Annotated in this window: 11 protein-coding genes; 2 read left to right on the top strand and 9 right to left on the bottom strand. The window is 55.0% G+C overall.

The features are described 5' to 3' along the window. Window positions 1-382 precede the first annotated feature (382 nt). Both FWJ47_RS06310 and FWJ47_RS06305 read left to right on the top strand, forming a co-directional pair. Entirely contained in the window at window positions 383-1,849 is a 1,467-nt protein-coding gene (locus FWJ47_RS06310; RefSeq protein ID WP_147105666.1) for a lipopolysaccharide biosynthesis protein, read from the top strand. Between the two features lie 241 nt (window positions 1,850-2,090). Beyond that, on the top strand, window positions 2,091-3,305 hold the full coding sequence (locus FWJ47_RS06305) for a glycosyltransferase family protein (RefSeq protein ID WP_147105663.1): 1,215 nt from the start codon (window positions 2,091-2,093) through the stop codon (window positions 3,303-3,305). On the opposite strand, the gene FWJ47_RS06300 is transcribed toward FWJ47_RS06305, so the two are convergent. The 9 genes from FWJ47_RS06300 to FWJ47_RS06260 all read right to left on the bottom strand — a co-directional run bounded on the left by FWJ47_RS06300 (window position 3,260) and on the right by FWJ47_RS06260 (window position 14,574). Continuing rightward, a complete protein-coding gene (locus tag FWJ47_RS06300) occupies window positions 3,260-4,516 on the bottom strand; it encodes an O-antigen ligase family protein (RefSeq protein ID WP_147105660.1) in 1,257 nt (418 codons plus the stop codon). The two genes, FWJ47_RS06305 and FWJ47_RS06300, sit on opposite strands and share 46 nt — an antisense overlap. A 101-nt stretch (window positions 4,517-4,617) precedes the next feature. Then, on the bottom strand, window positions 4,618-5,697 hold the full coding sequence (locus FWJ47_RS06295) for a glycosyltransferase (RefSeq protein ID WP_147105656.1): 1,080 nt from the start codon (window positions 5,695-5,697) through the stop codon (window positions 4,618-4,620). Window positions 5,698-5,799: 102 nt separating this feature from the next. Then, window positions 5,800-6,903 (bottom strand): glycosyltransferase, encoded by a 1,104-nt coding sequence (locus FWJ47_RS06290; protein WP_170228506.1) that lies wholly within the window; start codon window positions 6,901-6,903, stop codon window positions 5,800-5,802. A 531-nt stretch (window positions 6,904-7,434) separates the two neighbouring features. After that, window positions 7,435-8,715 (bottom strand): Coenzyme F420 hydrogenase/dehydrogenase, beta subunit C-terminal domain, encoded by a 1,281-nt coding sequence (locus tag FWJ47_RS06285; protein WP_147105651.1) that lies wholly within the window; start codon window positions 8,713-8,715, stop codon window positions 7,435-7,437. 182 nt (window positions 8,716-8,897) lie between these two features. Next, entirely contained in the window at window positions 8,898-10,058 is a 1,161-nt protein-coding gene (locus FWJ47_RS06280; protein WP_147105648.1) for a polysaccharide pyruvyl transferase family protein, read from the bottom strand. Beyond that, window positions 10,058-11,116 carry a UDP-N-acetylmuramate dehydrogenase gene (murB, locus tag FWJ47_RS06275; RefSeq protein ID WP_147105634.1) on the bottom strand — a complete coding sequence of 353 codons (1,059 nt, stop codon included), beginning with the start codon at window positions 11,114-11,116 and terminating at the stop codon, window positions 10,058-10,060. Before murB ends, FWJ47_RS06280 begins: the two co-directional genes overlap by 1 nt. A gap of 4 nt (window positions 11,117-11,120) precedes the next feature. Then, window positions 11,121-12,440 carry a UDP-N-acetylglucosamine 1-carboxyvinyltransferase gene (locus tag FWJ47_RS06270; RefSeq protein ID WP_147105631.1) on the bottom strand — a complete coding sequence of 440 codons (1,320 nt, stop codon included), beginning with the start codon at window positions 12,438-12,440 and terminating at the stop codon, window positions 11,121-11,123. Between the two features lie 2 nt (window positions 12,441-12,442). Then, the gene (locus tag FWJ47_RS06265) at window positions 12,443-13,216 is read right to left on the bottom strand and encodes a WecB/TagA/CpsF family glycosyltransferase (RefSeq protein WP_147105628.1); all 774 of its coding nucleotides are present in this window, start codon (window positions 13,214-13,216) and stop codon (window positions 12,443-12,445) included. After that, complete coding sequence (locus tag FWJ47_RS06260; protein WP_246126186.1) at window positions 13,216-14,574, bottom strand: sugar transferase; 1,359 nt, start codon at window positions 14,572-14,574, stop codon at window positions 13,216-13,218. The genes FWJ47_RS06265 and FWJ47_RS06260 overlap by 1 nt, the downstream gene beginning before the upstream one ends. Between the last annotated feature and the right edge of the window lie 140 nt (window positions 14,575-14,714).

Raw genomic sequence — 14,714 nt, 5'->3', positions numbered from 1 at the left:
TTGCCCACACTAGACCTATCCAAAAAGCCCCCCGTGTACGTAGCGATTACTGCGGATCTCGATTTCGCCCCGAACCTGACAGGTACTCGATCATGGAACCTCTCGGTCGGCCCAGTGAAGCAGAACCCAAGGGCACGCAGGTGGGTCGAGGCCAGGTTTTGCCTGCGCTTGCAAACTTCATAACCGAAATCGGTTCGCCCCCTTCTGAGGATATCCAGGAGCTAATTGACCTTGGCCGCAAGATAGGGCTTACTCGGACAGGCTTCACGAAGGCCGCTGAGGCGCGCTACGGCAACGCAGATGCACTGCTTACACCTGCCCAACAGCAGGTTGACCACCGTGCTCTGCCTACGGCCGCCCCCCCAAAGCTAGGCCTCCTGTAATGGCGCAAAAGAGCCTCTCAGCGACCGCAGCCCACGGAGGTACGATCACGATGGGCGCACAGATTGCGCGCATCATGATTCAGATCCTGCAGGTTTCGATCCTCGCTCGTTTAATCTCCCCCGAGTCATATGGGCTACTAGCCATGGCCGTTGCGTTCACTGGAATTGCGGAGATACTCAGAGATTTCGGCCTCTCCACGGCGGCGCTCCGAAGCGCAAACCTCACATCGCAGCAAAGGTCAAATCTCTTCTGGCTGAATACTGCCTCCGGAACCGGGTTAACACTGGTTATCTTCCTTCTGTCTTGGCCCATCGCGGCGTTTTACGGACAGCATGACCTAGTCATTCTCGTTCAGTGGATCTCATTAGCGTATCTGGTAAGCGGAGTCACTGTGCAGTTCAGGGTTGCCATCAGTCAACAGTTGAGGTTTCGAGCACTCGCCGTGTGTGATGTTCTGCCACCAATAGTGGCTCTGGCAGCAGCTATCCCAGTCGCTGCTGCGGGACATTCGCTTGCAGCATTGATAGTGCTGCAGCTCACAGGACCACTGGCAAACCTACTGTGCAGTACAACTCTCGCCAAATGGTTTCCAGGTTTACCGAGAAAAACAGAAGGGATGCGGGATTTAATATCTTTCGGGCTGGGTTTTCTCGGAAGCCAAATACTTGGATACATGACTAGAAACGTTGACAGCATAATAATTGGTCGCTTTTGGGGTCCAACAACACTTGGTTTGTATGACAGAGCGTTCCGACTGTCGGTGACGCCTGTGAATCAAATCAATTCACCTATGACTAAGGTTGCACTTCCAGTGCTCGCACGGGTTGCGGATGACGAGCAACGATTCGAACGAGGAATCCGCTCGGCACAACTAGTCGCGTGTTACGTCACGGCGACCGTACTCTGCATTGCAGCCGGCCTCGCAGGCCCAATTATCGACGTGCTCCTAGGGCCAGAATGGGCCCAGGCAGCACCACTGTTCGCGATCCTCGCCATCAGCTCCGTCTTCCGCGCAATCCAGCAGATAGCCATTTGGTTACAAGTTGCCAAAGGGTCATCTCGCTCTCTCTTCATGAGCTACTTAATCGGTCAACCGATCATCATCCTCGCGATTTGCTGCGGAATCCCTTGGGGAGCGACCGGCATCGCGGTCGGAAGTGTATTCGGTTATGCAATCTTCTGGGTGTTCTCGATGCTCTGGGCCGGGCGCAATACCGGCGTCAAGACCGGTCCTCTGCTAACACGAGCATTCCGCATCGTGACCTTCGTAGGAGCGCCTGCCGGTCTAGCTGCGTATCTGACCGCGACTTTCGTCCCGCTGCCTAGCCTGCCCCTCCTCCTTCTGGGGCTAACGGCGGCGGGCGTTGTCCTTCTGACGAGCCTGGCGGTATCAAAGCGCACGAGATCTGAAGTTTCATTCATTCTGCATACTCTGCGCCCGCCGACTAAGACTAACGAGTCTTGAGTTGCGACTACAGTGGACGGTTCTCCCCTCGTTGACCCACCATACGTGCGACTAAAGGGCGGCACCGATGGAATAATAGCCCCAACGAAAGGCCTGAGAGAATGGAGGCCCTTGATTGGACTCCTACGCCGAATAGAGTCAAGACGTAAAGAGCAAATACGAGAACCGCCCCAAACTCGATCTCTGCATGGTGATACCTCTGGCGCCATCGATCCGCACACATCACAGGGAGTTGACTAGCATGGAAGCAACACACGAACGTGACCCGCGAGTCAATCCTCCGCGGTCAATCCTCTACCTTATCTCCTGTTATTCATCGGTCAACACCGGACACGGTGGCCACTACTACAGCCTGCGCGAAACGGTTCGAACGCTCAACGATGAATGGGGCGACACTCAGATCAATGTACTAGCCATCGGAGACGTCTTCCCCGAAGCTCTGCAAGACACCACCACGGACATTCACTTCATTAACGTGAAGCAGCACGGAATCCTCGGGGCCCTCCGACGTGCTCTCGCACTCAGCAAGAGCCTCCAGCCAAGCCATGTCCACTCGTTTGACGACAAGGCTCACTTTATTGGCCGCGTCATCGCAGCAAGACGCGGGGCTAAGTCCTACTACACTAAGCCTGGCGGACCAAACCCTAAGTCCTATTATCCCTTTGCGCCGGACATCGTCTTCTTTAGCGAGGAGAACAAGACACACTACAGTGAGTCTCGAAAGTTATCTAGATCACGTTTACATCTAATTCCTCAGCGCGGTTCAGCCCCGATTACCGACATGAGTAGAACTGCTGAGCTGAAGGAGCTTATAGAACAGCGCCTCGTCGTCATGCGCATATGCAGAATCGGACTATTCTACAGGAGATCAGCGGTCCAGACGGTAGCGCTCGCCAGGCGACTAAAGAACGAGGGCCATGATGCCGTCGCGTTGATCATTGGAACCGTTCAGGACGAGGAAACATACCGGGAATTGCGAGAGATCTCAGGGACAGATGCTCTCATTTTGACCGACCCCCACTTCACACGAAATGCTTCCGAACTCCTGTCTCTGGCCACTATCGTGGTGGGGACTGGGCGCAGTCTCATTGAAGCAGCGCTCGCAGATAGAATCGTACTAGCCATGCTAAATAATTCCGAGCTTCCAGTTTTAGTTACTAACCAAAATTGGCGGAAACTCGGACGACGGAACTTCTCTGAGCGATCCGAGCTTCCGAGAGCAGATCAATGCTCAATTGACGATATTGCGAGGGCCATTCATAACGACGACCGCTCCGGCGCCAGGGCAGTCGCAGCGGCGTACAACATCCGTAGTGCGGTACCGTCATATCTCGCCCTTTACTCAGTTGCCCAGCCACGCCATTATAAGCCCCTCGATTTGATTCAGAACTTCCTCATCGTCCTGAAACCTTATCTCCGGACTCGTCTGGCTTCGGTTAAAGCATCTTCGTCTTGAAGCGTCCAGGAACACAAGGCGACCCAAGAAACAGCAATAAAGGCAACATAAAATCTACTATAATAAGTGGTTTGACCATACTCAATCACCAACTGCGTGAGTACTAGCGACAAAAGCATGACCTGAAGAGGTTGCAACGAGTTGATGTGCTTAAGCCCACTCACTACTATCGCCACATAGATCCAGTAGAAGAGGATGAAACCTCCTATCCCGTAACTCACGAGAACCTCTATGAAGTTATTATGCGCGTGGTAGGCCGTCTGCGTGGGGAAATACGCCTCCATTAGGGCTCTAAAGTTTTCTCCACCGTGCCCAAACCAAGGTGCCGCTTGAAACCAATCGAGGCCCCGCTCAATGAGGCCTACCCGGGTCTCTGTACTTGCATCTACCTCGCCTGAACGTCCAAGGACTCCATTAACCATCGTCTCTAACCTTTGCCCGACAAAGGAATAGAGCATCGGGATGTTAATCAGCGCCAGGTATGCAGCAAAGCAGACCAATCCCAACCCGCCAATTCTCATCGATCGCGGCATGCCTGTTTTAGCGTTGTGGAGTACCGTAAATAGTAGGATGACCAAGACCACCATGAGAAGTGCCTTACGCGATCCGGAGAGTAATACAACAGATACGTTTGAAATCAATAAAAGGGCTGCGAGCGACCTTGGAACCAGCGTCCATTGTGACCAGCATAGATATGCCAAACCAAAGGCATAGGCTGCCGACTGCCCAACGAAATTCGCATTCGCAACGTCAGTGCCCCGCACAGTAAAAAAGATCGACAAGCCGTCAGCAATTGCAACCCTCAGCATTAACAAAGTCGGAGCGAACATAATGCATACAACTGCTAGCCGAAGCCTCGCCGGATCTCTAAAGAGCAAGGAGGCTAGAGCGACCACACACAAACCATTTACCGCGACAGTTTGTGCCATTGTCGCGGCATGCTCCTCTGAAAAGGCCCAAAACACCGAAGCAACGACATAGCCAACGAAGGCGAACTGCCAAATCACCAGCTGAAACGGAACCCGTGGTCTAACTATGAATTCGAGGCCCGCAATGAAAACCAAGAGTATTCTACTCGACTGAGCTAAGAGAGAGCCATCGGTCGCAACGATTGTGGAGAGCAGGTAGACGACTACTGCGATATCTCCAGCCCGTATGGATAACAGGCTGTCACGCGCAGGAAAGCCCTGACTCGCCATTTCAGCGACCACCGTCCATTCGAATTAATCCTCCTGCACCCGGCAAACACTCGATTGAACAATATTCAAACGGTACGAGCGCCACGCCCCATCCCTCACTAGAAATACGCGACCTAGTCACCATTGGGGCCCCCTCCTGAGAAGATCAGGTCTTCCCACTGCGATAAAATAGTATCTTGGGATAATTGGGAGCGTATCTCTGTTGCAGCCTCCCCGATCCTTGTTGCATAAGTCTCGTCTGCCGCCACCCTCTCCATGGCCAGCAAGAGCCCCGACGTATCGTCGACTGGGACAAGGATTCCATTCTGTCCATCTTGGATCACCATGCGCGCACCTCCGCAAGGGGAATCGGTACAAATTGTTGGCAACCCGAGGGCCATGGCCTCGATCATCGAGTTTGATAATCCCTCGTAATGAGACGGTAAGACGAACATGGAGCAGTCGCGCACGATCTCATGGATATCCTGAGTGGCCCGCATGATGCGTGCGACACCCCTCAGTCCCAGTGAGTCAATTAGTCCGCTCAACGCAGATCGTTGACTGCCCTCACCATAGATCTCAAGTGTGTACTCGGGATACTTGATGTGGAATGTAGCGAAAGCCTTTACCAGCATGTCCAAGTTCTTCTGAGGCTCAAGGCGACAGAAGCTAACGACAGTTTTTCGTCGCTTCGTCATTATCGGGTCGGGCAAGTTTGGCGTCAGCGGATTCATAATCACGGCCTTCCGAGTCTTGTCGGAGAAGTAGCCTGCTGCTTCGTCGGTTTGGCACACTAGTCGATCCGCAGTCTGATAGAGGAGTTTCCTAAGAGGGTCCCGGGGAAAACCGGTCCCGACCCTTGCGGGGTCGTTACGCTCAGAAGCGATCACTCGATTCGGTAGGGTCAGGCAAGCAAATAACACCTTAATATTTATGAAGTATTCAAACGAAATAAATACCGCCTTCGAATTTGTCTTAGCGGCCCTTCTTATCCAGAGAATCTGTTTTAGCTTCGAGTAGGCTTTCGGCCCCTGGGGGCCATATACCTTCACAACGGAGTGATCAAGGTAGTATTCGGTGGCAGCTGGATGAAAAGAGAGTATGCCCACATGGCGTCCTCTCGCGGCGAGGCCATTGGCGAGCACCGTCAAGACTCGAGCCGCTCCACCATTCGATAGTTGGTTGCTTACGAAGATGATGTCTCTATGATGCATCTATGTCGTTCCAATCATCGATAGACTCCCAGAATACGCTCACTAACTCGTAAAACATGAGAGTTTCGTTACACCTCAGCTTTAGCGCCGGATTTGCTTCCCTCAAGAGCTGGTGGGCTGTACTCGGTCCCGTTCCGCAATGCTGTCATATAAATCACGAAGTCTTAGAGCACTTGTTTCTGCATCGTAACCGGCGCTCTTGAGTCTTTCTCGCGCAGCTCGTGAAGCTGGTTCTCGGTCTATCGGCGCTGCGGCCTGAATTCTCTCGACCCACCTTGACAGGTCATTAGCAGGAATAGAATGAACGAGTTCGGTGACGGCACACTCATCAGTCACGGTCGAATTTACTAGTATCGGCAGGCCGCTGAGCTGTGATTCTATTACGACATTGGGGAATCCCTCGTGCGTCGAAGGCAAGACAGCTAGGTCAAATGCTGTCAGATACTCGGCAACCCTGGGAGTCCGACCAAGAAGGGTCACGTCCCCTGTTAACCCGTAAGCCTGCACCTGTTCTACAATGCTAGAACGTAGGTTTCCGTCCCCAAGGAGGAAGAGCCGTAACTTGGGGTTCCGCAGACGAGCTTGTGCGAATGCCTCTATTAGGAACTTATGGTTCTTCTCCGGATTGAAATTGCCGACGTGACCGACAGCTATGTGTTGTGGCGTGAGACCTAGTTCGGCACGGACTTCGTCCCTGCCCGTGGCCGAGTAAACATAGGTGCTTAGATCTCGTCCATTAGGGAGTACTGTGAAGTCTCTCTCCCCGAAGAGCCACTTCCCGGCGTCACGACCGCAGGCCGCTCGGTCAGTGCACAGGGCATGCACAGCGGGACGCAAGACCCGGTCCATAATAGGATGCTTCCCTTGAGTATTGCGCGAGTGCACTATTCGAGCCTTTGCAGTCGTGCCCAAAGAGCATGCGAGCTCTATGGCCACCGTTCCACTGTTCCCATTGATATGGATCACTTCGTACTGATTTTTCTTTATTAGCGCACGAAGAGCTCGCATGTATGCGAACGGCCTCTGTCTGCGGGAGGGCAGTATGTGGGAACAGATTCCGGCAATCTGAAGTTCATCGAGCAGGTCACCAGGTGTGTCGTCAAACGCGATAGTATCGATGGTGTTGATACCACGTCGATTCATCAATCCGAAAGTCTGAACTGTCCAGGAGGTAATCCCATCTCTGGTAGTCCCGTTGGTGCTCATAACTAGAATTTTCATGAGTTCCTTTCCCGACCGGCAGGTACCTTATGGAGAACCTGGAGCAACTGCGCCGCACCCTGGCCGGACTGCTAACCGCCATCCCACCGCGGGCGAGCATCGCACTCTAAGAGCCCAGTTAGATGCTTGCTGTCATTGAGCCCCCAGCCCTGGTCGGGTTGATGAAATTTTCTTTGCCCGCCGATGGGCCCCTAGACAGTCCCGCGAATTTACCCCTGATAGCTGCGTAAATAATTTAAATGTATGTTAACACGATGCACCGGACGCATTATATGCCGATGATTTAGATTAAGCGGAGTTTTTATTCCTCTCACGTATTGCATGTCGCAGTTGAATATTTCAGTATTTCGCGCAGATCTGTTTGATTAACTTGTAGCACGTTAGGCTTAGTCTGTCGAGTTTATCCTTCAGCGAAATGCCTGGGCTAATCGGAGATCCTAAGCTCAAGGAAGCCTGCAACCTCAGGGTCAAGCATTGGGCGCAGATTTAGAATCACCGACAAGCTTACATAATCGATCACCTTGAAATTCGGCCCGGCCTGTCCCGAGCATGTCGCATTCGCCGCTGGATTTCCCGATGAGCTCGCTTGAATAGAAAAGTCGGCCCTTTCCGCAGAATCCTCCTAGTCTCGGTAATCGTATAAAGCGCGTTGTGCTTGTCCACGAGTGGCGTCATCTTCTGCACGAAGTAATTCCAGTCGTCAAGCTCCACGGCCTTCTTGTAATGCACATGACTTTGCTCTGAGATCCGCTCCCGAACGTCTTGTATGTTCTTACGTAAGCGACTGAGACTCCCATCTGCGTCAAGGCGTTTGAGTGGGCGCCACGCGCCTCGCCTGTCCGCCCTAGCTAAGCGGTACGGCAGTTCGCGGTACGAATGGCGAACCAGACCGGATTGGGAAGCAACAGCGTCGTTTGCTGAGAGCACGTCCAATGAGAGATCCCCCGTCTCGACGCCGCGCGAGATGATTCTTGCCAACTCTGGGTGCCGAAGTATGAGCAGATTACTACCACGGTAGTCGCCCTGATATTCCGGCAACCAAGCGTCACCCACCGCTACGTCTGCAGTTTCGTTGAACAGGTCGTCAGTAAAGTCTGAGAACTTCGGTTTAAAGAAGCCATGGGCCCAGCTGCTAACGAAGACTTCGCTCGCCTCCTTGGCGATGGTTATCTCAGCACCGTCCTTGAATCCGATAAGTTCGGTGATGTACTCATTCGCCATCTTCCCTTCAACCTTCTTGCGAAAATCGGCTGACCGCAAGTCGCCCGGACGAATACCGTGCTCCCACGCGATCGCCTCTACGTACTTAGTGCTCTTCTGATGTCCACAGATGAGCCCGATGGTGTACGCAATAGCACGGCTGAACTCGGGGTCTTGTGCAGCCAGTAGACGCAGTTCAGTGATGAAGCTCGGGATTCCAGTGACGGCGTACCTGCCACCGTGTTCCCGGGTCGCCTTCAACACCTCCGACAGATCCATCGGGTAGTACCGCGATTTGGCCCCCGAACGCACTGCCTCCTCAGTAGATGAGATGGCATACTTGAACAGAACCCCATCTTTATGTGGGTCACATGGATGAACATGAATCACACCGTCGATCAGTCCCTCGTTAAGTAGTTGGACCAAGAGCCAGGTCGCAATCCCTCCAGAGCTCCCAGCCTCCCTGTAGTTACCTCCTTTTGCGTGACCTGCGTAAATATCCGAGTAGTAGCCGATCAAGGGCTCATGCTTAATTTCGGGGACATCTTCGAAGAGTCGCTTAGCGAGATGATCTTCATTAAGTTCATGGTTCGACATAGCACTCACGCTTGCGAGCTCAATCAACTCACTATCGGACAGGGTTTCTGCGTCGATACGAGCTTCGTATTGGCCATACTCGTTGAGTTCTGACCAAAGGCGATGATTGACAGCGGGGAAGACGCCACTGTGAACCGAATACCCGTAACGGAGCTCTTCGAGAAATCTTTCCTTTAGACTCGTCATTCGGCGCCACTCCTTATCCCAGCCTCGCGGCAGATTCTGGATAAGTAGTCTCGGGAGCGAACAGCTTCGGCTTCCCGGATGCCTCGGGCATCGGTGAAGTCCACCTGCTCTTGGAGGAGCTGGTCGAGCGCGTTTGGGGCGATGAGGGCTCGGGATTCCAATCCAAGTCGTTGGAGCAAATAGCTGAGCTTCTCCTCGTTTCCGTAACCATCTCCTTGGCTTCGTCGAATGCTGGTGGCGAACGGCACCTCATTGATGACAGAGAAGATTGTCCCATGGAAAGTGTCGGTGACCACTGCACTGGCATCTCGAAAGTAGGCCAGCAACTCGAACGGACTACAGTCAATAAACTCGTCCGCGGATTTTTGCAAACCGCCGAAAGCAAAAACTCTCAAAGCATGCTTGTCTGCATATCTCCTGATTGCGTCGTTTTCATCTCGAGTGAACCTGCCGGAATACCCGTAGACAATCAGGTAGTCCTCATTCCGTAATCGTCCACGGGGAATCTGTGGATCCTGCATTAAGGGGTACACCAGGGTCGGGTCTAGGTGCACCGGGGGGGCTTCTTGACCCACCAGTTCGGATACGATGTTCGCCGAGTTCCGGTCCCGTACGGACACTGCGGAGAAGCTCCGCAGCCCGCGTGCCACCTGGTCCCGGACTCGGGCGTCATCGAGCTTCTTCAGTGTGGTGTTTCCGAAGGAGGCTGCGTACGAGGCGACGTACCGGGCGTCACTACCAATCCCGAACAGGTCGGGAGAGAACCCGACATTGACGTTGGACTGCACGCAGTTGAAGACCTCGTCACTGCCAATGACCTGAAGGTCTACGCTCGTACTATGCCGTTTCTCTGCCTCAATGCCGACGAGCGGGTAGTACCGGGCTCCGTAGTGGCGCTTGTGGTTAAAGAAGCGAAGCTTGTTCTTCACGCTGGTATCAACCTGACCGTATTTACGCACTTTGGCAAGCAACCGGCCCACTTCCCCTCCAGATACGGCAGCATGGTCTCGAATCAAGGCCTCACCCGGGATGTAATCGATGAAACTTGCCTTCACTCCTTGGCCGGCTTCCTCGAGCATCCGCCCAAGCGAATATGCCTGCAAGGAGGAACCGTAGTTATAGATGCGTTGCATCGACATAATGGCGATCGAGGCCACTAGATACCTTCTTTCAACACTGGCAAATTCGCAGCTTCTGCACCGGGGTGCTCGTCTGGGGACTCTGCAACTGACGGCGGTCGCCGATCCGCTTCTTCATGCACAGGCAGGACTCGAGAGTCTGGGGTCACGTACCTAGCCTCTGAGTCCATGACGAAGCCTGTGCGAGTTCGCACTGTCTCACGAATCTGTCTGATCAGTTCGAGAACGTCGTCAGATTTTGCTGCGCCCACGTTGTTGATGAAGTTGGCATGCTGCGGTGAGACTTGGGCGCCACCGATCCGCTTCCCCTTAAAGCCAGCTTGCTCTATTACCTGGCCTGGCGGGCCGGCCGTCGAGTACATAGCGGGATTCGAGAGAAACGTTGACCCGCAGTTCGGGTGATCCTCAGGGAACCGAGCCCGACGCGACTCAACGATGTGATCCATCTCAGCATTAATGGTGTGTGGGTCACCCTCTTCAAGGCGCAGCCCAACCTCGACGATCACGCCGCCACGTGTCTGGAGGGCCGAGCTGCGGTACGAGAAGTGACACTCATCTGGGGCGATGACTCTGACCTCGCCGTTAGTGTCAACATAGCGTACCCAGGTCACGTGCGAGCCGATTCCCTTACGCTGGCTGCCGCCGTTCATGAGAACGAGGCCTCCGATCGTTCCCGGAATGCCCACCGTGTGCTCGATCCCTGTCAAGCCTCGGGCTCCCACTCTGCGTGCCAACTTAGGGACCGAGGTTCCTGCCTTGACCGCTACATCACGGCCCTCAATATTGATACCACTCATCTCGGACGCTATACGGATTAGCACACCCCGGAGCCCCTCAGAATCGAAGAGAAGGTTCGAAGTATCTCCGACGACGCAATAGGGCGTCTTGCTCTCGAGCAATACTCGGAGCACGGCAGAAACCTGCTGCTCGTTGGAAGGCTCCACCAGTGCATCAGCATTCCCCCCGATGCGCCAACGGGAAAGGCGGGACAACTCGATTCTAGTCGACACCAAGTCGGGAACTGCTTCTTCCAGCCGAGCAAGAACTGCTGCGTCGAGGGAGGGGAAAACCGTCATCGAATCAACGCTCCGTGAGATCATCGTCGTCGAAAACCTGAATGCGGGAACCCACACCCGTCAGCTTCGCTGCAAGATTGTTGTAGCCCCTCAGTGCCATATGCACATCCTTGATGACAGAGCGTCCAGGGGCGCAGAGAGCAGCGATAACAGCCGCCATCGAGCCACGAAGGTCCGTGGAGAATGCAACGCCAGGCACAAACTCTGCCGGACCATGGGCCGTAATCTTCCCTCGCTCAGCTTCGAGATGATCCCCATCAACAAGTTTTGCCAGCTCCTGGACGAAGGCGATCCGCTTCGGGTAACGGTAATCGTGCACTCTCGAAGTCCCAGCCCCAACAAGTCCCAGAAGGACGTAGAAGGACTGCATATCTGAGATCACACCGGGGTGCGCCCCTGTGGCCAGCTCGAAGGGCTGCACCCGTCCTTCTGTAAGAGAAGCCGGAGTGACGTGAACCGACGTGGAATTCCGGAACAGGTCAATTCCTGCATGCTCAAGGTGCAGGAGGGGCACCTTCATCGACTCGAACGGCACGCCCTCCACGGTCAGCTGTCCACGACTAAGGATGGCAAAAACGATCCAGGTCAACGCTTCAATCCGGTCGGCCATTACCGGCATACGCGCGCCCCCTAACACTCCATTGCTCCCGCGGACGACTATGTGGCTCGTGCCATGGACGGAGATGTCACCGCCCATCCGGCGGAGGAGTGCAATGAGATCCTCAATCTCCGGAGTGATATAAGCGTTCAGGATCTGTGTTTCACCTTTAGCCACGGCAGCACAGAGCAGGGCATTCTCGGTTCCCCCGACCGTACTGCTGGGAAAATTGATTTCTCCTCCGACCAACCCGCTCCCGGCAATTACCTCAATGTGGTCCTCTCTCTCCCGCACTACACAACCGAGGGCTCTCCACACCAAAATGTGCAGATCATAGCCCCGTCCGCCCGAAGCGCCTGGACCGATCGCACACCCTCCTGGATAGGGGATGCGAGCAGTACTTCCTCGCACTAACTGCGCGGCTGCCAGGAGATAAGTAGTACGAATGGGAACATCGAACTCTTCGCGTGAGAGCATCCGGGATACCAAGCCCGAAGCGTTGAGTGCCAGCTCCTCGGATTCCTCGTTGATCTGAATATCGGCACCCAAGGTCCGAGCAAACGCCACCTTGTGGCCCACATCAACCAGCTGAGTCGGGAAATTCTGGAGTTCCACGCGCTCATCAGACAGCAATCCTGCGGCGAGCAGGCGTGTCGCGGAATTTTTCGCCCCACTGACCCGCACGCGCCCAAGGGGCGGTACACCGCCATCGATAACTGCATACATGACTACTTGTACTCCGGGGTCGGGGATTGTGCGGTGGCCGAACGGGATCGACCATTCCTCATCAGTGACCAGCCGAGTTTGAAAGGCTCGACAAGGTAGCGGTGCGCTAGCCGACGGGGGTCATGCACCAGCCTCCACAACCACTCGACCCCGAAGCGTCCCATCCAACGGGGTGCCAGCGGATTGTGTCCAGCCATATAGTCTATGGCTCCACCGACGGTGGCATAAACGGCCTCCGGAAGTTCGTCCCAGGCTTCAGTCAAAAACTCTTCCTGCATAGGCATACCGAGTCCGACAAGGACCAACGTTGGCTTGCCAGACTGCAGCCACTCGACTGCCTCGGCCCAGCTGATGTAGCCGTCACGCCCTTCCACGTGCCATCCGCTGTGTGAAAGTGTCTGGCGGAGGGTCGAAACAGCGTCACAATTGCTGACTTCTTCGGCCCCGAACACGAAAAGTCGACCAGGCAAGGGCGCCTTGTCCAGACATGCGATCCAGTCAGTAGATCCGATCCGATGGGTGGGTCCTATCCGACGCAAGGGAGTGCGACGTGCGAGCCATAGAATAGGAGCTCCATCAATCACAACCCGATTCGCCCGAGCGTAGAAGTCCCGAAATACCTGACTCTTTTGATAGAGATACGCGCTGTGCAGGTTATGGTTCAGCAGCAGGCCCTTGCCCGAGTGTTTAGTCACCCACTCCACTGTCTCCTCAGCTGTCATAGGAGTGACAGTCAGACCCAGCGGCTTCACTTCGACCGTCTTGACATCTGCCATCAATAAGCCCCCGAGCCCTTGACCACAGCTCGTGCCGTCCGCCAGAGGATGGCCAAATCAGCGGTCAAAGACCAATTCTCCACGTAGTAGAGGTCAAGCCGCACGGACTCCTCCCAGGGAAGGTCCGAGCGACCGCTCACCTGCCACAATCCCGTGATGCCAGGCTTCACAAGAAAACGGCGGTGAACGTGCCGATCATACTGCTCCACCTCCCGCTGCAGCGACGGACGGGGGCCCACCAAAGACATGCTGCCCCCTAAAACATTGAACAGCTGAGGAAGCTCGTCCAGACTGCACCGGCGAAGGACCTTACCCACCCGGGTCACACGAGGGTCCTCCTTCATCTTGAAAAGGACACTCGACCCATCAATCTTGTCCGACTGTTCCAGCTGGCCCAGCATCCTATCGGCGCCGTCCCGCATCGAGCGGAACTTCAACATCCGGAACGGCTCGCCTTTCAACCCCACCCGGTCCTGCTTAAAGAGCACCGGGCCGGGCGACGTCAGCTTCACCAATACAGCGATCACCAGCATCGGCAGGACCAGCATCGCGAGAATTCCCAGCGTCACCACGACGTCGAAACACCGTTTAACCACCATGCGTAGACCCGAATACTGCGGAGTCTCCACATGCAGCAGAGGCAACCCAGACACCGGGCGGCTATGAATCCGCGGACCACTTACATCCGTCAGACTCGGCGCCACGATCAAGGAGTACTTCCCCTGCTCCAGGTCCCAGCTCAGCTCCTTGACCCGCAATGGATCCAGGTCATCCGAACTCGTAACAATCGCCGTATCAGCCCCAATCTCCTGCATCGCTCCACGCGCGGTCTTAAAATCCCCCACGACAGGAATTCCGGCGATCTCCGAATTCAGATTGGCCAGATCATGTCGCAAACACGCTCCAGCCACCTGATAGCCGGCCCACGGCTGGCGAGAAAGCTCACCCGCAATGTGCTCCACTGAAGCCGGCGAGCCCATGAGCAGCACCCGTCGCGAGTACCGCCCAGTGCGCCGCTGACGATGCAGCCACCGACGCCACAGCCACCGGCCCAGCAAAAGGGCCAAAGTCCCAAACGGGAAAATCAGAAGCAGATAGCCCCGCGCCAGATCAAGCTTCAGCAAAAACGAAAGCGTCGCGGCTGCGGCAAAAAGACGGATACCCCAATCAGCAATGATCCGGTACTCCAGCCATCCAGATCCCAAAACCCGAGGATGACGGGAACCTGTAAGCCACAGAGTAGCCATCCACACCACTACGATGAGGCCGGAGACTACCCCATAATCAATATAGCCCTCACCAGCCAGCGGCAAGCGGTACTCAGCATCGTGCCCAAAGCTCAACCACGTCAGCTGCACACCGACGACTACAGCCAAAAGAGCGAAGAAGTCGGTGATGATCAGACGGCGGGCATAATCCCTGCGCCAAGCCTCCAGCTGTGAAGGGGCAGACCACTCCCCCCGCTTTGCTCCCCGCCGTTCCTCAGAAACGCTAGGGC

Source organism: Nesterenkonia populi, from assembly GCF_007994735.1.
In the GTDB taxonomy this organism is placed as follows: Bacteria; Actinomycetota; Actinomycetes; order Actinomycetales; family Micrococcaceae; genus Nesterenkonia; species Nesterenkonia populi.
The sequence above is the reverse complement of the archived record's forward strand: the minus strand, read 5'-3'. Positions and strand labels throughout refer to the sequence as shown.